We start from the raw sequence: 25277 nt of genomic DNA, 5'->3' as shown, positions 1-25277 counted from the left end.
TGTGAGCGAACAAAATAAAACATTCTATATAACAACCCCAATCTATTATCCAAGTGGGAAATTTCATATCGGTACAGCGTATACAACTGTAGCATCAGATACAATCGCGCGTTATAAACGTTTACGTGGTTATGATGTACGTTTTTTAACTGGAATGGATGAGCATGGACAAAAAATTCAAGAGAAAGCAGCTGAAGCAGGCAAGCATCCACAGGAATATGTGAATGAAATTGCAGATGCGGCAAAAAGACTTTGGACTTTAATGGATATTTCATATGATGATTTCATTCAAACAACCCAAGATCGACATAAGAAAGCTGTAGAAAAGATTTTCCAAAAGTTTTTAGATAATGGCGATATTTATAAAGGCGAGTATGAGGGGTGGTACTGTACCCCTTGTGAATCATTCTTTACTGAAACACAATTAGAGAATGGTAACTGTCCTGACTGTGGTCGACCAGTGCATAAAGTTAAAGAGGAATCATATTTCTTTAATATGAAGAAATATGCAGATCGTCTATTAGCTTATTATGAAGAGAATTTGGAGTTCATTGAACCTGAATCCCGAAAAAATGAGATGATTAATAACTTTATTAAACCAGGGCTAGAAGATTTATCTGTATCAAGAACATCATTCGACTGGGGAATTAAAGTACCTGGAGATCCTAAACATGTTATTTATGTTTGGGTAGATGCCTTAACGAACTATATCACTGCTTTAGGCTATCTATCAGAAGACGAAACATTATTCAACAAATATTGGCCAGCAGATGTACATGTAGTTGGAAAGGATATTGTTCGTTTCCATACAATATATTGGCCAATTTTCCTAATGGCACTAGACTTACCTCTCCCTAAAAAAGTGTTTGCACATGGTTTTATTATGATGAAGGATGGTAAAATGTCAAAATCGAAGGGCAATGTAATCTATCCAGAAATGTTAATCGACCGTTATGGTCTAGATGCGACACGTTATTTCCTATTACGCGAGCTTCCTTTTGGTTCTGACGGAGTATTTTCACCAGAATCATTTGTAGAACGAACTAACTTCGATCTTGCGAATGATTTAGGAAATTTATTGAATCGTACAATTTCTATGATTAATAAATATTTCGATGGTGTTATTCCTACAAAAAATCTTCTACCAACAGAGTTTGATATGGCTTTAAAAGAGCAGGCTGAGACGGTACGTATTAAATATGAAGAAAGTATGGAAAAAATGCAATTTAGTGTCGTATTGGCAGACTTATGGACACTTGTTTCACGCACAAATAAATATATAGATGAAACTCAACCATGGGTTCTAGCGAAAGAGGAAACAGATAAGCCAAAATTAGGTGCTGTTATGCGAAATTTAGCGGAAAGTTTACACCAAATTGCTGTCATGTTACAACCGTTTATGACATCTACACCTAAACGCATAATTGAGCAGTTAGGCTTGGATGACAGATTCTTAGCATGGGATACAATTGAAACATTCGGCAATACTATTCCAGCAAACATTAAAGTGGTAGAAAAAGGTATTCCAATATTCCCACGCTTAGAGAGTGAAATAGAGATAGCCTATATTCGTGATGAAATGCGTGGTTCAGTGAAAACGCTGCAAGAAGAGGAGCCTAAAGATCAATCGAAAACTACTGAAATTCCAGAAATTCCTGAAATTACAATTGATGATTTCATGAAAATTGATTTGCGAGTCGCAACGGTAACTGCATGTGAAAATGTTCCGAAAGCGGATAAATTATTAAAGCTTCAAGTGGATCTTGGATATGAGCAACGACAAGTAGTTTCAGGCATTGCCAAGTTCTATTCTCCAGACGAATTAGTTGGTCAAAAGGTGATAGTAGTCGCTAATTTGAAACCGGTGAAATTACGAGGTGAATTATCACAAGGTATGATTTTAGCTGGTGAAAAAGATGGAATTTTAAAATTAGCATCAGTTGATCCAAAACTTGAAAACGGGGCAAAAGTAAAGTAAGGAATTTTAGTGGCCTGCTGAATGTAAAATATTCAGCAGGCTTTTAAAATCTTTTAGTAATCCTCGGTAAGTATTATTTCGAGATAATTTATGTGAGGTAAATAATGTATTTTAATGGGTATTTAGTATCGAATCAGGCATTTAGGTTTATGTGTAATGTCACAATACCAAATTGTTTGTAATGTATTTGTAATACTTACGCAAAAAAAGAAATAATAATTTTTAATAAAATCAATGTTAGGAGAATGACAATGTTCATCGATACACATGTACACTTAAACGCAGATCAGTACACAGAAGATCTACAAGAGGTTATTGATAGAGCCCTTGAGGCAAAAGTAGAAACAATGGTTGTAGTTGGATTTGATCGTAAAACCATTGAAAAGACAATGCAACTGATTGAACAATATGATTTTGTTTATGGTGTCATTGGCTGGCACCCTGTTGATGCGATTGATTGTACACAAGAAGATTTGAATTGGATTGAGGAATTAACAGCACATCCAAAAATAGTTGGTATTGGTGAAACTGGGTTGGACTACTATTGGGATAAATCCCCAAAGGAAGTTCAACAAGCACTTTTCCGCAAGCAAATTCATTTAGCGCAAAAGGTGAATTTACCAATCATTATTCATAACAGAGATGCAACAGGGGATGTTGTACAAATTTTACGTGAAGAAAATGCAGCATCCGTTGGTGGGGTTATGCATTGCTATAGTGGTAGTGTAGAAACAGCACATGAATGTATTGCTATGAATTTTATGATTAGCCTTGGTGGGCCGGTGACATTTAAAAATGCACGGATGCCCAAGGAAGTGGCGACAGAAATACCGTTAGAGCATTTGATGATTGAAACAGATGCACCGTATCTAGCGCCTCATCCATATCGAGGAAAGCGTAATGAGCCAGCCTTTGTGCCATTAGTGGCAGAAGAAATTGCGCGTTTAAAAGGGTTAAAGATTGAGGAAATTGCACAGGTAACAACAGCCAATGCGAAAAAATTTTTTAGGATTGACGTTTAACTAGCCGAGATGCCTCCAATATTGGGTTTGTGGTTGGTCAAAATGGCAAAGTCAATTTTCTTAGAAATACTTTCGGGTTGACAGTGCCAAAACTAGTCCGTATAATCCAACCTTGTATTAAGGAGGCGTTTTTTCATGTCAAATAATTCCATGAAAAACTTGTTCTTAGGATCATTGAGGAGTAAGCAAACAGTGATAAGAGTTATTTCACTTGTCCTGTTTGTATCTGTAATTTCATTTGTACTTTATCAAGGTACTAAACAAACCGTAACGCTTGAAGCAAACGGAGAAAAAATTGAAGTAGCAACACATGCCAAAACTGTAGAACAATTATTACAAGATCAAAATATAGACATAGCAGAGCATGACAAAATATCACCCTCTCTGAACACCAAAATTGTTAATGGATTAGCAATTGCATGGGAACAGGCAAAAGAAGTAACTATTTCAGTTGATGGAAATCAGTCAAAAGTTTGGACAACTGAAACACTAGTGAAAGACATTTTGAAAGAAGCGAATATTCAAGTATCTGAGCATGACTCTTTAGTACAAGGTCTGGATACAGAAGTAGGAGCAGAGAACAAAATTGATATTCAAAAAGCGTTTCAAGTAGCTCTTGTCGATGGTGTAAAAGAAAGACAAGTATGGTCCACTTCGACTACGGTCGCTAACTTTTTAAAACAACAAGGAATTCAGCTTAATGAATTCGATCGTGTCGAAAATAACCTCGAGGACGTTCTTACTCCGAAGAGTAAAATCACAGTAGTTCGCGTAGAAAAGGTTATCGATGTAGTGGAAGACTCTTTAGATTTCGCAGTTGAAAAGAAGCAGGATGCTTCGTTGCAGAAGGGAAAACAAAAAGTGGTGACAACGGGCGAGAAAGGTTCTATTTCTCGAACGTTTGAAGTCGTGAAAGAAAATGGTAAAGTGGTAGCCAAAAATTTGAAAACTGAAAAGGTTTTAAAAGAGCCGCAGAAGCAAGTGGTTGCAGTAGGTACTAAAACTGTTGTGGCAAGTGCGGCGACTGTTTCACGTGGTTCAGCAGAGCCAGCTAACGGTAAAGAATTTTATGTTACTGCAACGGCCTATACACCATACTGTAAAGGATGCTCAGGTACATCTGCCACTGGCATTAATTTACGTTCAGGCGCTGGATTAAAAGTAATTGCGGTTGATCCATCTGTTATTAAGCTTGGCTCAAAAGTATGGGTTGAAGGCTATGGAACAGCAGTGGCTGGGGATACTGGCGGTGCAATTAAGGGTAATAAGATCGATATACTTGTACATTCTGATGCCCAGGCTAGTAAGTGGGGCGTAAAGAAAGTGCGTATAAAAGTATTAAATTAAAAAATTTGTAAAATTAATCAAAATGTTTTTTCACTAACTTTAGCTTTCCTGTTTTGACTGGCGGGAAAGCTTTTTTATCTTTATTTAGTAATTTTTATATCTAAAAACAGATTGTACCCTCTAGGCAGAATGCAAATACTATGTCCATAGGTCAAGTGTTAACAATACATAACCGTGTATTTCTGTACAATCATACAGTGCAGTTGTAAAATGGTCTGAAGATAAGGTAGAAAAGAGGAGCCTTTTTGCAAATAAAAGAAATCATTGTGGTTGAGGGGAAAGATGATACAACTGCCATTAAAAGAGCTGTACAGGCAGATACTATAGAAACAAATGGTTCAGCAATTTCAGAGGAAACGCTGAAGCGAATTCAGCATGCACAGGATAAAAGAGGTGTAATTGTTTTTACTGATCCTGATTATCCAGGACGTCGAATTCGTGCAATTATAGAAGAGCGTGTGAAAGGTGTTAAGCATGCTTTCTTACCAAAAGCAAAAACGATTGCCAAAAACGGTAAAGGGCTTGGAATTGAGCACGCAGCAGATGAGGATATACGTAAGGCACTACAACAGGTCTATACGCCAAATAGTGAAGAGCAGATTACTGATGATATAACGCTAGAGGATTTAATGACAGCACGTTTAATTGGACATCCACAGGCAAAATATCGTCGGGATCGTCTTGGGGAGCTGTTGAATATTGGCGCAACAAATGGTAAGCAGCTTCACAAAAGATTGAAAATGTTTCAAATTACAGAACAGCAATTTGGTGCGGCCGTCGCACAGCTAGATCAGGAGGAAAACAATGCATAAGGATATTGCAACACCAATCAGAACGCAAGAAATTTTAAAAAAATATGGATTTTCATTTAAAAAAAGCTTAGGTCAAAATTTTTTAATAGACCCAAACATCTTAAGAAATATTGTTAGTCATGCAAATTTAACTGAAAATAGTGGTGCAATTGAGGTTGGTCCTGGCATTGGAGCATTAACAGAACACTTAGCTAGAAGTGCAAAAAAGGTGGTATCCTTTGAAATTGATCAGCGGCTATTACCAGTATTAGAAGATACTTTAAGTCCATATAATAATGTGACGATTGTACATTCAGATATTTTAAAGGCAGATGTTCTTAAAGTAATTGAGGAAGAGATGCCAGGTATTGAGGATATTATGGTAGTAGCTAATTTGCCATATTATGTGACAACCCCAATTTTGATGAAATTGCTAAATGACCGCTTACCAATAAGAGGCTTTGTCGTCATGATGCAAAAGGAGGTTGCAGATCGTATAACAGCCAAACCAGGAACGAAAGAGTATGGTTCATTATCGATAGCAATCCAATATTATGTGAAGGCTGATATTGCTATGACGGTGCCAAAAACTGTATTCATGCCACAGCCAAATGTAGATTCTGCGGTCATTCGCTTAATTAAGCATGATGAACCCCCTGTAAAAGTGATAGATGAGGATTTCTTATTTGTTGTGACACGTGCATCCTTTGTGCAGCGAAGAAAAACAATCTTCAATAATTTGCAATCAGGTTTACCGAATGGAAAGCAGTATAAAGAGAAAATTTTAGAGGCTTTAACAGCAGTTAATATAGAGCCAACTCGACGAGGAGAAACACTTAGCATTCAAGAGTTTGGAAAATTAGCGGATGCGCTCTATCCGACATTTGTAAAGTAAGAAATTTTGTTAACATTTTTCCCTACAAGTAAAAAAAACATAATTTTTCATAAAAAATAAGTTGACAATATTTATTCAGGGCTGATAAAATATTATATTTTGTTGACATTTTTGGGCGTATCGCTTATACTATTTAGTAGTGAGGTGTAAGCGAAAATGCCAAAAACTTTAGCGGACATTAAAAAGTCGTTGGATTGTCATTTGGGTAAACGTTTGCAGTTAAGAGCAAACGGAGGTCGCAAGAAAACGGTCGAGTGTGCAGGGATATTGCGTGAGACATATCGTGCTATCTTTGTAGTTGAGCTTGATCAAGAGGACAATACGTGCAAGCGCGTATCGTATAGCTACACAGATATTTTAACTGAAGCAGTAGAGATTACTTTTTTAGACGAAGCAAAAGCTGCTGTCGCAAAATAGTTTCTAGTACTTATTTCTATATTCTGAAACACTCATGCATGTTAAAAACTGCATGAGTGTTTTGCGTTTTTCGGGACATACTAAATTCGTCAGTTGTTAAAGGAGGAGTTTATATGCCTAGAAAAGGTATCATGTCACCTCGATTAAAAGAAGAGATCGCAAAAGAGCTTGGATTTTATGATGTTGTGCAACGAGAAGGCTGGGGCGGCATTAAAGCTCGTGACGCAGGTAATATGGTCAAACGTGCCATAGAAATGGCTGAACGAGCAAGTAATGAGCAAGACCACAATAAGTAGACTATTTTTTTAAAATGGCCAACTTATAAAAAATAATTTCGTTTAGCAGGGATGAAATTTTTCTGCTGACACAACAACACAACTGACGAGAGAGAACCGTTACGCCGATTAGGGGTATACGGTTCTTTTTTTCCATTTTCGTGTTCCCATTATGGTAAAATAAAATGAATAATCTTGTACGTAAGTTGAAAGGTTGTTGCGAAAGCGAAGAGCTAATGGAGCGCCAGCCAATAATTGCGACAAAGCATAATTGATAAGTGTAGCTATAAGGGAGGAAGAAAGATGCTTTATGTAAAGGCGCCTGCAAAAATAAATTTAACATTAGATGTACTTTATAAAAGACCAGATAATTATCACGAAGTAGAGATGGTCATGACAACTGTCGATTTAGCAGATCGTATTAGTTTGGAATCCCGAGAAGATGGCGTCATAGAAATAATTTCGACTGATAACTTTGTGCCGAATGATCACCGTAATTTTGCTTATCAGGCAGCGCGTCTAATTAAAGATACATACGGCATTGGACAAGGTGTATCCATTACTATAGAAAAAGAAATACCAATTGCAGCAGGTCTTGCAGGGGGCAGCAGTGATGCAGCTGCAACACTGAAGGGTTTGAATGAACTATGGAATTTAGGGTTATCCATTGATGAATTAGCTGAACTTGGTGCAAAAATTGGATCAGATGTTTCGTTTTGTGTTTATGGTGGCACTGCATTAGCAACAGGGCGTGGGGAAAGAATTCAGGAATTATCAGCACCTCCAAACTGTTGGGTAGTCTTAGCAAAACCTAAAATTGGTGTTTCAACTGCTGAAGTATATGGTGGACTCAAAGTAGAAGGGCTAGAGCATCCAAATACCAAGCAAATGATTCGTGCTATAGAAACAGAGGATTATGAGCTGCTTTGTTCATCATTAGGAAATGTTTTGGAAACTGTAACATTTAAACTACACCCAGAAGTAGTTATGTTAAAAGAGCAAATGAAGCGCTTTGGAGCGGATGCAACATTGATGAGCGGAAGCGGTCCTACGGTGTTTGGTCTAGTGGATAGCGAGGCTAGAGTAAGCCGCATTTATAATGGCTTACGTGGTTTTTGTGAAGAAGTATATGCTGTGCGTATTTTAGGTGAACGAAATACGCTTGCTTAAAACCGCAAATTTGTGTTAATTTTACCTATAAATATTCGTGTTTAGGAGAGGGTCGCATGAAATGGAAGCGTAGTGAACGACTAGTGGATATGACGTATTATTTACTAGAACATCCACATCAGCTGATCCCGCTAACTTATTTTTCTGAATTATATCAATCTGCAAAGTCCTCCATAAGTGAAGATTTAACGATTGTAAAAGAAACTTTCGAAGAAAAAGGAATCGGGTTATTGATGACAGTACCGGGCGCTGCAGGTGGAGTAAAGTATATTCCTAAAATGTCCGAAGCTGAGGTACGTTTAGTGATTCAAGATTTAAAGGCAGAGCTTGAGCATTCAGATCGTTTGTTACCAGGCGGTTATTTATTTATGACGGACTTACTCGGCAATCCAGATTTAATTAATCGAGTTGGAAAAGTCTTTGCATCGGCATTTGCTGATCAACAAATCGACGTTATTATGACTGTTGCTACAAAAGGGATTTCTATTGCCCACGCGATTGCAAGACATTTAAATGTACCAGTTGTTGTTGTCAGAAGAGATAGTAAGGTAACTGAAGGTTCTACAGTCAGCATCAACTATGTATCTGGTTCTTCAAGAAGGATTCAGACAATGGTATTATCAAAAAGAAGCATGAAGAGTGGACAACGAGTGCTTATTACCGACGACTTTATGAAGGTCGGTGGTACAATGAATGGCATGAAAAATCTATTAGAGGAGTTTGACTGTCAGCTAGCTGGTATTGCAGTGCTTGTAGAAGCTGAGCATGCGGATGAAACTTTAGTAGATGATTATTATTCTCTTGTTAAGCTTCATGAGGTCAACGAAAAAGACCGTACAATTGCATTAAGTGAAGGTAACTATTTTTCTAAAAGGGGACATGACAAATGAAAGTAGTAGCAACAACAAATGCACCAGCAGCAATCGGACCATATTCGCAAGGAATTATTATAAATGGTATGTTTTACAGCTCTGGCCAAATCCCGTTAACGGCAACTGGTGAATTGGTAGAGGGTGATATTACAGTTCAAACAAACCAAGTGTTTGCTAATTTAAAAGCAGTTTTAGAAGCCGCAGGAACATCTTTAAATCATGTTGTGAAAACAACAGTTTTTATGAAGGACATGAATGATTTTGTGGCAATGAATGAGGTATACGCAGGTCACTTCGGTGATCATAAACCTGCTCGCTCTGCTGTAGAGGTTGCACGCCTTCCAAAGGATGTAAAAGTAGAAATTGAAGTTATTGCCATCGTTAAATAGAAATGGTAAAGCTCGCTAAAAGGACAATCTTTTAGCGAGTTTTTTTTTAAGCCGACAAACAATTGTCAAAATTTACGTAAATTAGAGAAAATATTATATTAATAAGTATTCAAATTTTTTAGAAAATTTGATAGACTATGAAAAGGAAAATATTCGGTAATTAAGAATATTATATTTTCATTTAGGCATCTAAGAAGAGAGGTGGTGAGAAAATGGAAGTTACTGATGTAAGATTGCGTCGTGTTCAGACGGATGGTCGCATGCGTGCGATTGCTTCCATTACACTCGACAATGAGTTTGTAGTTCACGATATTCGAGTAATTGATGGAAATACTGGATTATTTGTGGCTATGCCAAGTAAACGAACGCCAGACGGTGAATTTAGAGATATTGCGCATCCGATTAATTCGACTACTCGTAATAAAATTCAGGAGATTATTTTAAACGAGTATCACAATTCAAGCGAATCAGAAGAGGCCGATAAAGCTGAAGAATTAGAAGGAATTGGCGTTTAGCAAGAAAAATATTATTGTTTATCAAAGTACAGGCTGTGAAAAGTTTAGAGCAATTAATAAATCGCATGATTTGTTAATCTGTTCAAATGTTTCAAATGAAGCGTATTATTGGTGAAAATAAATATTAAGAGCTCTTCTTATTCGGAGAGTTCTTTTTATTTTGGAAATAAGAGAAAAACAGTAGTTTATGGACATACATACAAACAATCGAGCATAAGGTGCATTTGATTTAGGAATTCATCTTTTTGTCAAGTCTACATACCTTGAAAATAGATGAATTTTGCTATATAGTCATAAGAGAAAATGAGCGTATTGGAGGACTTACAGATGAGCAACATTTTTGCTGTCATTTTGGCTGCAGGTCAAGGTACACGTATGAAGTCCAAATTATATAAAGTGCTCCATCCAGTATGTGGGAAGCCTATGGTTCAACATGTGGTGGATCATATTCAAACGTTAGATGTAAATCGCATCGTAACGGTCGTAGGACATGGTGCAGAAAAAGTACAACAACAGCTTGGTGATAAAAGCGAGTATGTTTTACAAGCAGAACAACTAGGTACTGCACATGCTGTTCAACAGGCAGAGGCTATTTTAGGTAATGAAGAAGGGACAACATTAGTTGTCTGTGGTGATACGCCGCTTATTCGCCCTGAAACGATGCAGGCTTTATTTGAGCATCATCAAACAAAGGGTGCCAAGGCAACCATTTTAACTGCCATTGCAGATAATCCAACAGGTTATGGTCGTATTTTACGCGGTGACAATGGACAAGTGGAGCAAATTGTTGAACAAAAGGATGCTTCTACAGAGCAGCAATTAGTAAAAGAAATTAATACGGGCACATACTGTTTTGATAACAAATCTTTATTTGAGACGTTAAAGCTTGTGAAAAATGACAATGCTCAAGGTGAGTATTATTTACCTGATGTCATTGAAATATTACAAAAGCAAGGCGAGATTGTTGAAGCGTATGTAACTGAAGATTTCGAGGAAACACTTGGTGTCAATGATCGTGTTGCTCTATCACAAGCAGAGACATTAATGCGTACAAGAATTAATGAGCAGCATATGCATAATGGTGTATCTATCATTAATCCAGAGGCAACCTATATAAGTGCAGAGGCTATGATTGGCCGTGATACGGTTATTCAACCAGGCTCTATGATTGAAGGGAAGACAGTTATTGGAGAGGATTGTCTAATTGGCCCTAACTCGCAAATTATAGATAGCCGCATTGGTGATCGTACAACAGTGCATTCTTCTGTTGTACGTGAAAGCGCTGTAGCAGAAGATACAGCGATTGGACCATTTGCAAATATTCGACCACTTTCTGATATCGGTAGCCATGTGAAAATTGGTAACTTTGTAGAAGTGAAGAAAAGTAAGCTTGGGAATGACTCAAAGGTATCGCACTTAAGCTATATTGGCGATGCGGAAATTGGCAACAATGTTAATATTGGTTGTGGTTCCATTACTGTCAACTATGACGGAAAAAACAAGTTCCAAACAATTATTGAAGATGATGTATTTGTAGGATGTAATACTAACTTAGTAGCACCAGTGAAAGTTGGAAAAGGTTCATTTATTGCAGCAGGATCTACAATTACAAAAGAAGTTCCTGAAGACGCACTTGCCATTGCTCGTGCAAGACAAGAAAACAAACCGAATTATGTAAGCAAATTAAATTCAAAATAATTATCAACTAAACAGGAGGCCATCATGCCGTATCATTATGCAAACTCACAATTAAAAATATTTTCACTTAATTCCAATAATCCACTTGCTCAAGAAATCGCGCAAGAAATGGGCGTTGAATTAGGTAAATCTTCTGTTAAGCACTTCAGTGATGGAGAGATTCAAATTAGCATTGAAGAAAGTATTCGTGGTTGTGATGTGTTTATCGTGCAGTCTACTTCTGCACCTGTAAACGAACATTTAATGGAGCTTTTAATTATGGTAGATGCAGTTAAACGCGCGTCTGCTCGTACAGTAAACGTTGTAATGCCTTATTATGGATATGCACGACAAGACCGTAAAGCAAAGGCACGTGAGCCAATTACAGCTAAATTAGTGGCTAACTTACTTGAAACTGCTGGTGCGACACGTGTTATCGTATTGGATCTACACGCACCACAAATTCAAGGATTCTTTGATATCTTGATCGACCACTTAATGGCGGTACCTTTATTATCTGACTACTTCAAATCAAAAGGTATTCCAGCGGATGAAATTGTAGTAGTTTCTCCAGACCATGGTGGTGTAACACGTGCTCGTAAAATGGCAGAACGTTTAAAAGCACCGATTGCAATTATTGACAAACGTCGTCCAAAACCAAACGTTGCAGAAGTAATGAACATTGTTGGTAATGTTGATGGTAAAGTGGCAATCTTGATTGATGATATTATTGACACTGCAGGTACGATTACGATTGGTGCAGATGCATTACGTGCTGCTGGTGCGAAGGAAGTTTATGCTTGCTGCTCTCACCCAGTACTATCTGGTCCAGCTATCGAACGTATCGAAAATTCTGCAATAAAAGAATTAGTTGTAACAAATACAATTCAGTTGGCTGAAGAGAAAAAATCACCAAAAATTACGGAGCTTTCTGTAGCTAAATTAATGGCTGATGCAATTTCTCGTGTTTATGAAAACAAATCTGTAAGTACTCTATTCGATTAATAAATATATGGCTAAATAAAGAACAAATCTATCTTTACAGGTAGATTTGTTTTTTTATAGGTCTCTTTTGTGTGAATTTTCTTATAAAAGGGTATAATGGTAATTGTGACTTAATAATATTTCACGACTGACAAAGTAGAAGTGAATATTATTATAGCCTTCAACAGATGTCATGCGTATCCTTTGAGTGTAGTGACATTTGTAGTAAGGCGTAAATAATTTTTCTTAGAAGGGGAAGATATAGATATGAGTACAGTATTAAGTGTTACAAAGCGCGAAGCTGGGCATCGTTCGACTTTAACCCAACTTAGAAAAGGGGGAGCCATTCCTGCGGTTATTTACGGCTATAATTTAGTTTCAACCCCAATTTCTATTTCAGCGAAAGAATTTAAAAAATCTATTCAAAAAAATGGACAAAACAGTGTGTTCTCGATGGAGTTAGAAGGGAAAAGGGTAAATGTTGTTGTGTCAGAAATCCAACAGTGCTCTTTAAGAGATGAAGTAAACCATGTAGACTTTTTAGCCATTAATATGTCTGAAGCATTAGAAGCAGACGTCCCTATTAAACTAGTTGGTGAGTCAATTGGTGTCAGTGAGGGCGGTATTTTGATGCAGCCTAACTTAGAGATGAAAATTAAAGTGAAGCCAGCTGATTTGCCTGAAGCAATTGAAATCGATATTACGAATCTTAAAATTGGCGAAGCTATCACGGTAGCTGATATTCGTGAGGGTATTGGTTTTGATGTTGTTAGTGAAGATGATCATATCTTGGTCACACTTATGGCTCCAGCTGCTATTGAAACTACAGAGGAAGAACAAGAATAACAATATATTGCTAAGGCTATTAAAGGGGCTGCACCTCTTTAGTAGCCTTTTTTATTTTAAATATTTTTTAGCCAAGAATGTACAAAATGCTTTCTTAGTGTACGATATGGTAAAATAATGACTATTAGATGGAAAAGAAGAGGAGTACTTATGGAAATTATTGTTGGTTTAGGAAACCCAGGTAAGCCTTATGAACATACAAGACATAACATTGGCTTTGATATTATTGATGCAATAGCTGAGAAATGGGGCGCGCCTTTAACAAATTCTAAATTTAATGGCATGTATGCAACTGTACATCGTCCAGAAGGAAAGGTTCTACTTGTTAAACCTTTAACATATATGAATTTATCAGGGGAATGTGTTGGACCTCTGATGAATTATTTTGATATTGATGTAGAAAACTTAATTGTTATCTATGATGATTTAGATTTAGAAACAGGTAAATTACGCCTTCGTCAAAAAGGTAGTGCAGGCGGACATAACGGAATTAAGTCATTGATTCAACATTTAGGCACGCAAGAGTTTAATCGTATCCGTGTGGGGGTGAGTCGCCCACCAGCAGGTATGAAGGTCGCAGATTATGTGTTGTCAAAATTTTTAAAAGAAGACCAAGCTGCCATTGAGAACGCTGTTGAAAAGTGCGTAAATGCAGTTGAAGCATCTCTTTCAAAGCCATTTCTTGATGTCATGAATCATTTTAACGGATAGTCAAATAAAAAGGGCTATAAGTTTCAACGTTTTGTGGATGTAAGTGTCAAAATCAGTATTATTGATAGTCTCCAACACAATGCTAAGATTATTCTTTTTTAAATTAAAGAATTAAAACATTCATGCTTAGTGAATATTGAATAGTGCATAATCCTTTTTAGAAATGTCTATACTTTAAGTAGTAAGTTGCTTAAAGGAGGATGATTTGGAGATGTCAGTTCGCTATCGATGTCGGCATTGTGAAGTAGAAATAGGGACACTCCCATTTGATGCAGATGATACGATTCGAAAGCTGCATATTTTCGAAATGGGAGAAGCGGATGATTATGTTGAGAAAGATCAACATGGACACACAACTGTGCACTGCATTTGTGAGCAATGTGAGGATTCGCTGAGACAATATCCAGATTATCATGCACTCAATAAATGGATTCAATAATTGGAGAGATGCTTTGGCGCACATTGTGTGCGTTCAAAGCTTTTTCCGTTTAACAAATGAATGAACATAAATTGATACGTATTATCGTACTAGATTCATAGTATATGGCGATAGAATTACGCGCTGAAAGGAAAGGAGCTTTTGACTGTGGAAGTTTTACGACAGTTAGTGTCGCAGGACAAACATATCACTTCATTTTTACAGGAGATTCAGAGCGGTCATACTGCATCACAGCTTATTACAGGACTAACAGGAAGCGCACGCCCAGTATTGGTCGATGCGTTATTCGAATATGTACAAAAACCGATCTATATAGTTTCTCCTAATTTATTGCAAGCACAAAAGATGGTTGATGAGCTTGCTGGAATGTTAGGTGAAGAGTATGTTCATTATTATCCTGCTGATGAGTTTATTGCCGCAGATTTATCTGTAGCGTCACCTGAGTTACGTGCAGAACGTATTGCTACACTCGATTGTCTAGCTAGAGGTGAAAAGGCTGTTTATGTAATACCAGTTGCAGGCTTACGTAAAATGATGCAGCCAAAAGAACATTGGCTACAATACTTTTTACAAACTGCAGTAGGTGAAGATATTCAAATTGATGAATGGCTACAAACATTAGTGGAAATGGGATACGTCCGTAATTCAATGGTGACAACACCTGGAGAATTCGCGTTGCGTGGCGGTATTTTAGATATTTATCCGCCTTATTTAGAGTCCCCAATTCGTATTGAGTTATTCGATACAGAGGTGGATTCGATTCGAACATTTTCAGCAGATGATCAGCGATCCATTGATAAATTACAAACAATCCGCATCCTCCCTGCTTCAGAAGCAATTTTAACGAGGGAAGAAAGAGTGGCATTGGCTGGTCGCCTAGAAACCGCTTTAGCAACAAGCTTAAAGAAGGTTAAGAAACAGGAGACTAAAGAGCTGCTGTATCAGCATATTCAATATGATATTGAATTGTTACAACAGGGGAATTTACCAGACTATGTAAACAAATATGGTTCGTTGTTGTATGAGAAAACAGCATATCTCGGTGATTATTTTGCTCATGATGGAATCGTATTATTTGATGAGCTTGGTCGTATTCAAGAAGTTATGGATGCTTGGGAACGTGAAGAGGATGAATGGTTTTTATCGTTAATTGAAGAAGGTAAAATGGTTCATGATGTAAAACCAGCTTTCTCCTTAAAAGAAATTTTGGCAATGATGTCTCAGCAAAAATTGTATTTCTCCTTATTTTCTCGAACTTTTGCAGGTGTAACATTTAATAAGACAACGAATTTTTCTTGTAAACCAATGCAACAGTTTCATGGGCAAATGGCATTGTTACAAAGTGAGGTTGAGCGTTGGTTACTTGGTAAATTTACAGTACTTATCGTTGCTCGAGATAAAGAGCGTGTTAAACGCATTCAGCAGATGCTAGAGGAATATGATATTCATACAGTAAATGGTGAGCCAACAGAACCGGGTATATATATTGTAGATGGTACACTTTCTAGCGGTTTTGAGCTCCCTCTGCAACGCTTAACAATTGTGACAGAGGATGAGCTTTTTAAGCAGCAGGTAAAGAAAAAAGCACGCCCTCAAAAAATGACCAATGCAGAACGTATTAAAAGCTATACAGAAATTAAACCTGGTGACTACGTTGTTCATGTTCATCATGGTATTGGGAAATATATAGGTGTAGAAACCTTAGAGGTAAATGGTACACATAAAGATTATTTACACATTCGCTACCGAGCTGATGATAAATTATATGTGCCGGTAGAGCAAATTGACTTAATTCAAAAATATGTGGCATCTGAAGACCGTGAACCGAAGCTACATAAACTTGGTGGGGCAGAATGGAAAAAGACCAAAGCTAAGGTATCCTCAGCTGTGCAAGATATTGCTGATGATTTGATTAAGCTCTACGCGAAGCGTGAAGCTGAGAAGGGACATCCATTTGCTCCTGACAACGATGATCAGCGCAATTTTGAAGCTTCCTTCCCTTATGAGGAAACAGAGGATCAATTACGTTCCATTATTGAAGTAAAGCGTGATATGGAGCGTGAACGCCCTATGGACCGTCTTGTATGTGGTGACGTGGGCTATGGAAAAACAGAGGTAGCTATTCGAGCTGCGTTTAAAGCAATACAGGATGGAAAACAAGTGGCCTTTCTGGTGCCAACAACTATTTTGGCTCAGCAGCATTACGAAACAATTCGTGAACGCTTTCAGGATTTTGCAATGAATGTGGGTCTCCTATCTCGCTTCCGTACAAAAAAAGAGCAAACTGCAACGCTAAAGGGATTAAAGGAAGGGCAAATTGATATTGTTATAGGTACACACCGAATTTTATCGAAAGATTTAACGTTCCAAGACCTTGGACTGCTTATTGTTGATGAGGAGCAGCGTTTTGGTGTCACACACAAGGAAAAAATTAAACAGTTAAAAACAAATGTAGACGTCTTAACACTTACGGCTACGCCAATTCCAAGAACGCTTCATATGTCGATGGTAGGTGTCCGTGATTTATCTGTCATTGAAACACCACCAGCCAATCGTTTCCCTGTACAAACGTATGTAATGGAGCATAGTGGAGCATTAGTACGTGAAGCCATTGAACGAGAAATGGCACGAGGGGGGCAAGTGTTCTATTTATACAATCGTGTAGAGGACATGGCCCGAAAGGTTGAAGAAATTCAAGTACTTGTTCCAGAAGCACGTGTGGGACATGCACATGGTAAGATGACAGAATCAGAGCTCGAATCCGTAATATTAGCCTTTTTAGAAGGCGACTATGATGTCCTTGTAACAACGACAATCATTGAGACGGGCGTCGATATACCGAATGTAAATACATTGATTGTACATGATGCTGACCGAATGGGCTTGGCACAGCTTTATCAATTGCGTGGACGTGTAGGTCGTTCCAATAGAGTAGCCTATGCATATTTTATGTATCAACGTGATAAGGTTTTAACAGACGTGGCGGAGCAGCGATTACAGGCAATTAAAGAGTTTACAGAGCTAGGATCAGGCTTTAAAATTGCTATGCGCGATTTATCTATCCGAGGTGCCGGAAACTTATTGGGAGCTCAGCAGCACGGCTTTATCGATTCAGTAGGCTTTGATTTATATTCGCAGATGCTGGAAGAAGCAATTGCAGAGCGTCAAACAGGTGTGAAAAAAGAAGAAAGACCTGATATTGAAATTTTATTAAGTGTTGATGCGTATATTCCAGATGTATACATTCCAGATGGCTATCAAAAAATTCAAATGTATAAACGTATTAAAGCAATGGATCAGGTGGAAGAATATCATGAAATCATTGAGGAACTAGAAGACCGATTTGGAGATCTTCCAATTGAAACAGAGCGCTTACTAAAAATTGCACGTATGAAGGTATGGGGCTTAAATGCCGGCGTTTTATCAGTAAAGGAAAAGCAAAAAGTTATGACGATTTTATTATCAGAAGAAGGTACGGCAAATGTCGATGGTGGTAAAGTTGTGGAGCAATCCATGAAATTTGAACGTGCTGTTGGCTTCGGTATGGACAATATGCAATTGAAATTAACAATTGATGAACGAAAGTGTGGAAAATATCAGCCTTTTGATATTTTAGAAGAGATGATGCAAATGATTTCTAATGCAAAAAAACAACCTTAAAAGAAAAGCTGATTGTATCTTACATAGGATAACGATCAGCGTTTCTTTTTTTATGAGATCAAAATTATGACGATTATTATTGTTCAATAAATTTTTTCAGTAATTACTAATAGAAATTTATTCAATTGGTTATTCTAAGATAAGTTGATTAAGGTTAAATTCTACACACAAATACCCTTTAAAGCATGATTTTAAGGTTTTTGAAAAATATTGTTGGTTGTGAAATCCTTTTTCTTCAGTTTTTGCATAGATTGTTTCATAAAAAACCATACTATAGTTGAATAAAAATTTCATTGTAGCGAAAGCGAGGCATTAAGAATGAAGGCAACAGGAATTGTTCGTCGTATTGATGATTTAGGGCGTGTGGTTATTCCAAAAGAAATTCGTAGGACGCTACGTATTCGTGAGGGTGACCCGCTTGAAATTTATACAGATCGTGAAGGCGAAGTCATTTTAAAGAAATATTCTCCTATTAATGATTTAGGGGAATTCGCAAGAGAGTATGTGGAAACATTGTATGAAACGTTAGGTACTCCAGCGTTTGTAACCGATCGAGATGAAGTAATTGCTGTCTCAGGTATCGGTAAAAAAGAGTACATTAATCGTCGTATTACTTCCTTTGCAGAGGGCTTTATGGACGAGCGTTCAACAAAAATAGAGAAAATGGAAACAACTATCGAGATTGTTCCTGGACAATATGAGCAAGTAAAGTCTTATTGTGCAACGCCTATCATGGTAAATGGTGATCCTATTGGCTGTATTATTGTTTTATCAAAGGTGCACTTTGTAGGTGAAGTAGAAGTAAAAGTTGTCGAAACGGCTGCAAACTTCTTAGCTAAACAAATGAATACTTAGTTGAAATTTAAAGTTATTGCGATGACCTTCTTTGGGCTGAACAATAACTTTTTTTGTACATAGTCTTTATGTCGATAATAAAAAGAGATGCTATAAGGCGCGTCAAACTTTTGAGATATGCTATACTATTGGCATTGTAAAAGAAGGAAAGAGGGCATTTTATGTCGGAACGTTTTGGCATGAAAAGCTACATGAAGGGTGCAGCCCTGCTTACAATTGCAGCTCTTATAGTAAAAATTCTTAGTGCAATTTATCGTGTGCCTTTTCAAAATCTTGTTGGTGATGAAGGCTTTTATATTTATCAGCAAGTGTATCCAGTCATTTCTATTTTTGTTGTATGGACATCTAGTGGTTTTGCAGTAGCCATTTCTAAGATGCTTGCAGACAATGATTGCATTGTAGATCCACTGGAGCGAAATAAAAAACGAAACAGTATTTTGCGTATTGTTTTTAGATATTTAACTGTATTATCATTGTTGTTCTTTGCAGCTTTGTTTGGTGGTGCAGATATGATTGCACAGTTTATGGGTGATGCCCAACTTGCACCTTTAATACGGACAGGTTCATTTATAGTACTTGTTATGCCAGCTCTTGCCGTTTTAAAGGGAGGCTTCCAATCACGAGGGATTATGGAGCCAATAGCCTATGCACAGGTGATTGAGCAAACTGTCAGAGTATCAGTTATTTTAGCAGGTACATTTATGATAATGGCGACGACAAAATCGCTGTACGGTGCTGGACAAATGGCTATTATAGGTACAGTCGTTGGTGAAGTTGTTGGTTTTATAGTGTTAGTATTTATCTTTAAAAAAAGATTTGGACTAGTAAAAGATAAACAATTACAGCAGAGCTACGCGGGCTATCCAATTATTAGAGAGGTCACGCTGCTCAGCTTAAGTGTTAGCATGAGTGGCTTGTTATTGCTTGGCTATCAGTTAGTAGATTCCTTTACAATTTATTCATTGTTATTAGATAGCGGCATGGACCAAACAATGGCTAAGGAAACAAAAGGTATTTATGATCGAGGTCAGCCTTTGGTACAGTTAGGTGTCGTCATTGCATCTTCACTTTCACTAGCAATTGTGCCACTTGTCGCACATATGTCTAAAAAGCAGGAAGGTCGGAATGCCATTCCATTTATACAGCTGACATATAGAGCATCTGTGCTATTTGGAGGAGCAGCATCTTTAGGCTTAGTACTAGTTATGCACTATATTAATGAAATGCTCTTTAAAACGGACGCACTGTCAGAAGTGCTCATGGTATATGTATTACAAATCGTCCCTTTGTCAATTATTTTGACGTTCACAGCTATTTTACAAGGCTATGGAAAATTAAAAAAGCCAGCTATATTTTTAACGGTTGGTTTTATCTTAAAAATAATATTGAACGTGCTGACTATTCGTTTGTTTGGCGTTTTAGGAGCAGCCATTGCTAACAATGTGGGGTTATTGTTCACAGCCCTAATGCTAGTTCTCTATTTGAAGAAAATAACAACAGTGCAATTAGCACCTAGCAGCTTTTATAAAAAGTTTGGCATTGCAGCAATTTCTATGACAGCTGTGGTAATACTTTGGCTGCAGCTTGTACCAGCATTGCTACATCCTGTTTTATCGCCTCGAATGGTGGCGGTGATAGCTGGTTTCTCAGCAGTGAGTATTGGTGCATTTGTGATGATGACAGTTATTGCTAAGCTACGAGTGTTAGCGGAAAAAGAATGGTATTTACTACCGTTTGGACGTAGAATGGCTGTTTATCAATTATGGTTAAATCGGAAGAAGTAGGTGGATTATTTGAAAACTTTAACAGTAATCGGCTTGGGTGCAGGGGATTTTGATCAGCTGCAAATGGGTGTTTATAAAAAATTAAAGGCTGCTCAAAAATTATTTGTTCGAACAGTGGATCATCCTGTACTAGAGGCATTGTTAGCAGAAGGCTTGCAGTTTGAAAGCTTTGATGCTGTGTATGAAAAACATAGCTCGTTCCAGCCTGTGTATGAGGAAATTGTAGAAAAGCTTGTGGAAGCAACAACATTTGCAGATGTTATGTATGCTGTTCCAGGGCACCCACTTGTTGCTGAGCAGACGGTACAATTACTAATTGCCGCTTCAGATGAAGGAAGAATAAATTTAGTCATCGAGGGTGGACAAAGCTTCTTAGACCCAATCTTTGGAGCGTTAAAAATTGACCCAATTGAGGGTTTTCAATTGCTTGATGGTACTAGCTTTTCTATGCACGACATCAACATGCGTCAACATATTTTAATTGCCCAAGTATATGACACATTCAGCGCCTCTGAAGTAAAGCTTACGTTAATGGAAAAATATGATGATGAATATCCTGTTACGGTGGTTACAGCCGCAGGATCATCACAAGAAAAGTTGATAACAGTCCCTCTTTATGAACTTGATCAAAGTGTTGAGGTGAATAATTTAACAACGGTTTATGTACCGCCTGTAAAATCACAGGAAGAGGCATTGCGAGATTGGTCAACATTCAGACAAATTATTGCTGTTCTAAGAGGTCCAAACGGCTGTCCGTGGGATCAAAAGCAAACACATGAGTCCCTGAAAAAATATTTACTAGAAGAAGCCCATGAATATTTGGCGGCTGTGGATGCAGAGGATGACTTTGCGATGATTGAGGAGCTTGGAGATGTACTATTACAAGTATTTTTACATGCACAAATAGGAGAAGATCAAGGTTACTTTACACTGGAGGATGTTTTAGCTTCTATTAGTGAAAAAATGATTCGTCGCCATCCACATGTTTTTGGTGATGTTTCAGTAGAAGATGCGGAAGGTGTCGTAGCTAATTGGGAAGCTATAAAAGCACAGGAGAAGGGTGAGAGCGATAAGCCCCTATTGGAAGAAGAATATAGGTCATCGTCTGCCCTGCAAACGGCTTTTAATTATCAAAAAAGAGCAGCAAAAGTAGGTTTCGACTGGCCTGATGTGGATGGTGCATGGGACAAATTTTCAGAGGAATGGCAGGAATTTCGTCATGAAGTAATAAAAGGTACAAATGCGTCACGTCTTGATGAGTTCGGAGATGTGTTATTCACACTTGTAAATTTAGCACGATTTTATAAACTATCTCCTGAAGAGGCAATGTTACATGCAAATGAGAAGTTTGCGAGACGATTTGGTTATGTTGAAAAAAGGGTAAAAGAAAGTGGAAAGCCTTTTTCTGATTATACTTTAGAACAATTAGATGCTTTCTGGAATGAAGCTAAGCGGAAAGAAAAGGAGTAATATATGAGATTAGATAAATTTTTAAAAGTATCCCGTTTAATTAAGCGCCGCACACTAGCGAAAGAAGTGGCGGACCAAGGTCGTATTACGATAAATGGAAAGATTGCAAAAGCAAGTAGTACAGTAAAAGCTGGTGATGAGCTAGCTATTCGTTTTGGGCAAAAAGTTGTCACTGCACGTGTAGATGAATTGCGGGACACTGTGAAAAAAGAAGATGCTACAAAAATGTTTACGATTTTAAAAGAGGAGCGTTTGGATAAAATAGAGCCAGAGTTTATTGATGATGAGGATTAATTGAATGTAAGCAGTTATTTTTTTCTGAATTCCTTCTAGCAAACAAGGCAAGAGGAGTAGATAACTTTTATAAAGTTGTCATGCTTTGGAGGTTGTCCGCATAAAGTGAACAGAAGCTAGGACGACTAAAGGAGGAAGAAAATGACGCTACATCAAGAAAGTAATCGTTACACAATTCCATCTGGAGAACATATTTTAACGATTCGTAATCGTAAAAGAATGGACATGACTTCTGTAAAATCAATTGAACGCTTTGATCAGGAAGAATTTTTCATCAAGACGTCCCAAGGGCATTTGTTAATCCGTGGAGAGGAACTGCATATCGTTCATTTAGATGTTGATAAAGGACTATTGACACTTGAAGGAACTGTAAAGACCTTACAGTATGACGAGGAAGAAAGTGGCTTCTCGAAAGGTTTCCTTCATAAATTGTTTGGATGATTGTTAGTGAACAATTTGTTCAGCTATTAGTCATGGTGTTGAGCGGTATAGCAGTTGGGTTTATAATTGATAGTGTTAGGCTCATTGTTTTTTCAACTCCAAAAAGGTCAAGCCTTCGAAAGTGGATGATGGTATTTGAATTACTCACCTGGGTTCTACTGGGAGGGTTGACATATTATTTATTATTTTGGTTAAAAGATGGCGCTTGGCGGGCTTATGACCCGCTGGCGCAGATTGCCGGAATATTTTTGTATCAAACGTTTTTTCAAACTTTTTTACGTTTCATAGCAAGGATTTTGGTAAATATAACATGGAGACCCTTCTGGTTCATAGTACGATTAATTATCACCATTATTCGACAAATTTTGAAGATAATTATAAACATTTTTGTATTTGTGTTAAGACCTTTTGTCAAAATTTATTCGTATTTGTCCAACACTTTTTTAAAAAAATTTAAATTTATCAAGTATAATAAGAAACAACAATAATTTTCGGAGGTGCGGGCATGACTAAACGTCATTCATCAAATGATGACCAACAAAACTTTACTAAACTTGATAATGACTATGTCCGTAGCACGGATAAAGCTATTAATCGTAAAAAACAAGCTCGTAAACGAAAAATACGTAGAATTGTCTTTTTTGCGATTGTACCAGTCGTTATTATCGCTTTTCTCGTTAATATACTTTTCCACCAAAATGAAGTTTTGGCTGAAAAAGAGAAGAAAAAGGACGAAGCGAATCAGCATCTTACAGAAATAAAAAATGAACACGATTCATTAAATCTTAAAATTAAGCAATTAGAAGATGATGAATATATTGCAAAGATGTTACGTAAAGAGTATTTCTTATCCGAAAAAGGTGAAATTATTTTCATTATTCCAGAGAAGAAGGATAAAAAAGACGACTGAAGAGCTATGTATTGTTGACACTCTTTTATTGTTATATATAATGAAAAGAGAAACTTATTGTAGTAAAAAGTTTGATTAAATTGATTACATGGCTCAAAAGAGTCGCTTAATTTTTAAGGAGGAGCATTTTTTTTATGTCAATTGAAGTAGGCAGCAAGGTACAAGGTAAAGTAACAGGAATCACAAATTTTGGAGCATTCGTTGAGCTGCCAGATGGCAAAACAGGCTTAGTTCACATCAGTGAAGTTGCTGACAATTATGTAAAAGATATCAATGAGCATCTAAAAGTTGGAGATGAAGTTGAAGTTAAAGTGATGAATGTTGAAGCGGATGGAAAGATTGGTCTTTCAATTCGTAAAGCAAAGCCTCAAGTTGAGAGACCAGAGCGTCCTCAACGCCCACGTCGTGACAATCGTTCTAACGATCGTAACGAGCGCCATCAGCCAAAAGAGAATTTTGAGCAAAAAATGGCACGTTTCTTAAAAGATAGTGATGAGCGTCTAGCAACGCTTAAACGTGCTACAGAATCAAAACGCGGTGGTCGTGGAGCTAGAAGAGGGTAGTTTGCTGACTGTTTTAATCGTAGAAAAAGTGTATGAAATAGAGTTGGGATTAGCTTTTTGAAAGAGCTAATCCTTTTTTTATTAGTTATCTGGATTACTTCATCTACGAAAAAGATAGTGGAAACTACAAGAATAAATAAACTGCACACTCATCTATTCCTCTATAGAAAGAGCATATGAATAACAATTAGTTGCTGATTTTTAAAACGTTGAAGTTGGTTTCTTTTTCTTTTTGAGTGTTGATAAGTTTGTTTCTTCAACAGTAGTCTCAGAGGATTTATCATTTGCCCCTATCATCATTTTTACAAGTAACAGTACACCGTAAACACTAACGGCTAGTCCAGTTAGGAGTAAAAATATCTGTACGATAAATGGTAAATTAATAAGGATGGATATGAGAATAATCATGGAGCCGCTACCACAAATTAAAGCGGCCTTTGTTAATGAACCCAAAGGATTAACCTCCTAATAACATGTTCTTTTATCTATATAGTATGCCACATTATTAGTTGGAAGGGATAGAGAAAAAAGCAATTTCTACAGCTCCAATGTAATCACATGGCTTTTAGGTTCCAGCTTTTCTAATCTCGAAAAAGGCGCCTCAGAATATATTCTGAGACGCCTTTTTATGATGACCCCTACGGGATTCGAACCCGTGTTACCGCCGTGAAAGGGCGGTGTCTTAACCACTTGACCAAGGGGCCTCTCTATGGTGGCGGCCGAGGGGATCGAACCCCCGACCTTACGGGTATGAACCGTACGCTCTAGCCAGCTGAGCTAGGCCGCCAAAATATATGGAGCGGAAGACGAGGTTCGAACTCGCGACCCCCACCTTGGCAAGGTGGTGTTCTACCACTGAACTACTTCCGCAAACTGCTTTAAGCAACAAGTTAAATAATACAAGCCTTCGTCACTAGTGTCAAGTAGCTTTATAAAAAATATTAATAAATATGCATCTTTCTTAACAAAATA

Annotated in this window: 26 protein-coding genes and 3 tRNA genes; 25 read left to right on the top strand and 4 right to left on the bottom strand. The window is 37.4% G+C overall.

What is annotated here, in order from left to right; translation table 11 throughout:
* Window position 1: 1 nt before the first annotated feature.
* From metG to AC1RNS_RS20895, 25 genes are all read left to right on the top strand, one after another.
* The gene (metG, locus tag AC1RNS_RS21015; protein WP_492995502.1) at window positions 2-1978 is read left to right on the top strand and encodes a methionine--tRNA ligase; all 1977 of its coding nucleotides are present in this window, start codon (window positions 2-4) and stop codon (window positions 1976-1978) included.
* A gap of 251 nt (window positions 1979-2229) precedes the next feature.
* A complete protein-coding gene (locus tag AC1RNS_RS21010; protein ID WP_492995501.1) occupies window positions 2230-3000 on the top strand; it encodes a TatD family hydrolase in 771 nt (256 codons plus the stop codon).
* Window positions 3001-3135: 135 nt separating this feature from the next.
* Window positions 3136-4347, top strand: coding sequence for a resuscitation-promoting factor (locus AC1RNS_RS21005; RefSeq protein ID WP_492995499.1), 1212 nt, complete (start codon window positions 3136-3138; stop codon window positions 4345-4347).
* 245 nt (window positions 4348-4592) lie between these two features.
* The gene (gene rnmV / locus AC1RNS_RS21000) at window positions 4593-5159 is read left to right on the top strand and encodes a ribonuclease M5 (RefSeq protein WP_492995498.1); all 567 of its coding nucleotides are present in this window, start codon (window positions 4593-4595) and stop codon (window positions 5157-5159) included.
* A complete protein-coding gene (gene rsmA, locus AC1RNS_RS20995; protein WP_492995497.1) occupies window positions 5152-6033 on the top strand; it encodes a 16S rRNA (adenine(1518)-N(6)/adenine(1519)-N(6))-dimethyltransferase RsmA in 882 nt (293 codons plus the stop codon). Before rnmV ends, rsmA begins: the two co-directional genes overlap by 8 nt.
* Before the next feature lie 156 nt (window positions 6034-6189).
* On the top strand, window positions 6190-6450 hold the full coding sequence (gene veg, locus AC1RNS_RS20990; RefSeq protein WP_283870258.1) for a biofilm formation stimulator Veg: 261 nt from the start codon (window positions 6190-6192) through the stop codon (window positions 6448-6450).
* A 113-nt stretch (window positions 6451-6563) separates the two neighbouring features.
* Entirely contained in the window at window positions 6564-6746 is a 183-nt protein-coding gene (locus AC1RNS_RS20985) for a small, acid-soluble spore protein, alpha/beta type (protein ID WP_492995495.1), read from the top strand.
* A 282-nt stretch (window positions 6747-7028) separates the two neighbouring features.
* Window positions 7029-7895 (top strand): 4-(cytidine 5'-diphospho)-2-C-methyl-D-erythritol kinase, encoded by an 867-nt coding sequence (ispE, locus tag AC1RNS_RS20980; RefSeq protein ID WP_492995494.1) that lies wholly within the window; start codon window positions 7029-7031, stop codon window positions 7893-7895.
* A gap of 56 nt (window positions 7896-7951) precedes the next feature.
* Window positions 7952-8785: a pur operon repressor gene (gene purR / locus AC1RNS_RS20975; protein WP_004229190.1), complete on the top strand. Its 834-nt coding sequence runs from the start codon at window positions 7952-7954 to the stop codon at window positions 8783-8785.
* Window positions 8782-9156, top strand: coding sequence for a RidA family protein (locus AC1RNS_RS20970; RefSeq protein WP_492995493.1), 375 nt, complete (start codon window positions 8782-8784; stop codon window positions 9154-9156). The genes purR and AC1RNS_RS20970 overlap by 4 nt, the downstream gene beginning before the upstream one ends.
* Before the next feature lie 212 nt (window positions 9157-9368).
* On the top strand, window positions 9369-9671 hold the full coding sequence (gene spoVG, locus AC1RNS_RS20965; protein WP_054772170.1) for a septation regulator SpoVG: 303 nt from the start codon (window positions 9369-9371) through the stop codon (window positions 9669-9671).
* A gap of 327 nt (window positions 9672-9998) precedes the next feature.
* Window positions 9999-11369, top strand: a complete 1371-nt coding sequence (gene glmU, locus AC1RNS_RS20960; protein ID WP_492995492.1) for a bifunctional UDP-N-acetylglucosamine diphosphorylase/glucosamine-1-phosphate N-acetyltransferase GlmU — start codon at window positions 9999-10001, stop codon at window positions 11367-11369.
* 24 nt (window positions 11370-11393) lie between these two features.
* Entirely contained in the window at window positions 11394-12353 is a 960-nt protein-coding gene (locus AC1RNS_RS20955; protein ID WP_054772172.1) for a ribose-phosphate diphosphokinase, read from the top strand.
* Between the two features lie 246 nt (window positions 12354-12599).
* On the top strand, window positions 12600-13178 hold the full coding sequence (locus AC1RNS_RS20950; protein WP_492995491.1) for a 50S ribosomal protein L25/general stress protein Ctc: 579 nt from the start codon (window positions 12600-12602) through the stop codon (window positions 13176-13178).
* Between the two features lie 150 nt (window positions 13179-13328).
* The gene (gene pth, locus AC1RNS_RS20945; RefSeq protein WP_492995490.1) at window positions 13329-13889 is read left to right on the top strand and encodes an aminoacyl-tRNA hydrolase; all 561 of its coding nucleotides are present in this window, start codon (window positions 13329-13331) and stop codon (window positions 13887-13889) included.
* Window positions 13890-14100: 211 nt separating this feature from the next.
* Window positions 14101-14328, top strand: coding sequence for an anti-sigma-F factor Fin (locus AC1RNS_RS20940; RefSeq protein WP_427545272.1), 228 nt, complete (start codon window positions 14101-14103; stop codon window positions 14326-14328).
* Window positions 14329-14475: 147 nt separating this feature from the next.
* Window positions 14476-17988: a transcription-repair coupling factor gene (mfd, locus tag AC1RNS_RS20935; RefSeq protein WP_492995489.1), complete on the top strand. Its 3513-nt coding sequence runs from the start codon at window positions 14476-14478 to the stop codon at window positions 17986-17988.
* 318 nt (window positions 17989-18306) lie between these two features.
* Window positions 18307-18843, top strand: a complete 537-nt coding sequence (gene spoVT / locus AC1RNS_RS20930) for a stage V sporulation protein T (protein ID WP_427545268.1) — start codon at window positions 18307-18309, stop codon at window positions 18841-18843.
* Between the two features lie 161 nt (window positions 18844-19004).
* Window positions 19005-20627 carry a putative polysaccharide biosynthesis protein gene (locus tag AC1RNS_RS20925; protein WP_492995487.1) on the top strand — a complete coding sequence of 541 codons (1623 nt, stop codon included), beginning with the start codon at window positions 19005-19007 and terminating at the stop codon, window positions 20625-20627.
* 9 nt (window positions 20628-20636) lie between these two features.
* Complete coding sequence (gene yabN / locus AC1RNS_RS20920) at window positions 20637-22097, top strand: bifunctional methyltransferase/pyrophosphohydrolase YabN (RefSeq protein ID WP_492995486.1); 1461 nt, start codon at window positions 20637-20639, stop codon at window positions 22095-22097.
* 3 nt (window positions 22098-22100) lie between these two features.
* Window positions 22101-22391, top strand: a complete 291-nt coding sequence (locus AC1RNS_RS20915) for an RNA-binding S4 domain-containing protein (protein ID WP_492995485.1) — start codon at window positions 22101-22103, stop codon at window positions 22389-22391.
* Window positions 22392-22532: 141 nt separating this feature from the next.
* A complete protein-coding gene (yabP, locus tag AC1RNS_RS20910; protein ID WP_004229167.1) occupies window positions 22533-22832 on the top strand; it encodes a sporulation protein YabP in 300 nt (99 codons plus the stop codon).
* Window positions 22829-23320, top strand: a complete 492-nt coding sequence (gene yabQ, locus AC1RNS_RS20905; protein ID WP_492995482.1) for a spore cortex biosynthesis protein YabQ — start codon at window positions 22829-22831, stop codon at window positions 23318-23320. Before yabP ends, yabQ begins: the two co-directional genes overlap by 4 nt.
* 17 nt (window positions 23321-23337) lie before the next feature.
* Entirely contained in the window at window positions 23338-23742 is a 405-nt protein-coding gene (locus tag AC1RNS_RS20900) for an FtsB family cell division protein (protein WP_492995480.1), read from the top strand.
* 134 nt (window positions 23743-23876) lie between these two features.
* A complete protein-coding gene (locus tag AC1RNS_RS20895; protein WP_219363866.1) occupies window positions 23877-24305 on the top strand; it encodes a S1 domain-containing RNA-binding protein in 429 nt (142 codons plus the stop codon).
* A gap of 201 nt (window positions 24306-24506) precedes the next feature.
* On the opposite strand, the gene AC1RNS_RS20890 is transcribed toward AC1RNS_RS20895, so the two are convergent.
* The 4 genes from AC1RNS_RS20890 to AC1RNS_RS20875 form a co-directional block, all read right to left on the bottom strand.
* Window positions 24507-24758, bottom strand: coding sequence for a hypothetical protein (locus AC1RNS_RS20890; RefSeq protein WP_492995479.1), 252 nt, complete (start codon window positions 24756-24758; stop codon window positions 24507-24509).
* 179 nt (window positions 24759-24937) lie between these two features.
* Window positions 24938-25009, bottom strand: a tRNA-Glu gene (locus AC1RNS_RS20885).
* A gap of 6 nt (window positions 25010-25015) precedes the next feature.
* Window positions 25016-25092: transfer RNA gene (locus AC1RNS_RS20880), tRNA-Met, on the bottom strand.
* A gap of 8 nt (window positions 25093-25100) precedes the next feature.
* Window positions 25101-25175 (bottom strand) — tRNA-Gly (locus AC1RNS_RS20875).
* Window positions 25176-25277 lie beyond the last annotated feature (102 nt).

The sequence above is a fragment of the Lysinibacillus sp. GW821-FHT14F06 genome (assembly GCF_058803665.1).
Note: the sequence above shows the minus strand (reverse complement) of the source record. Positions and strands in the feature narration are given on the sequence as shown.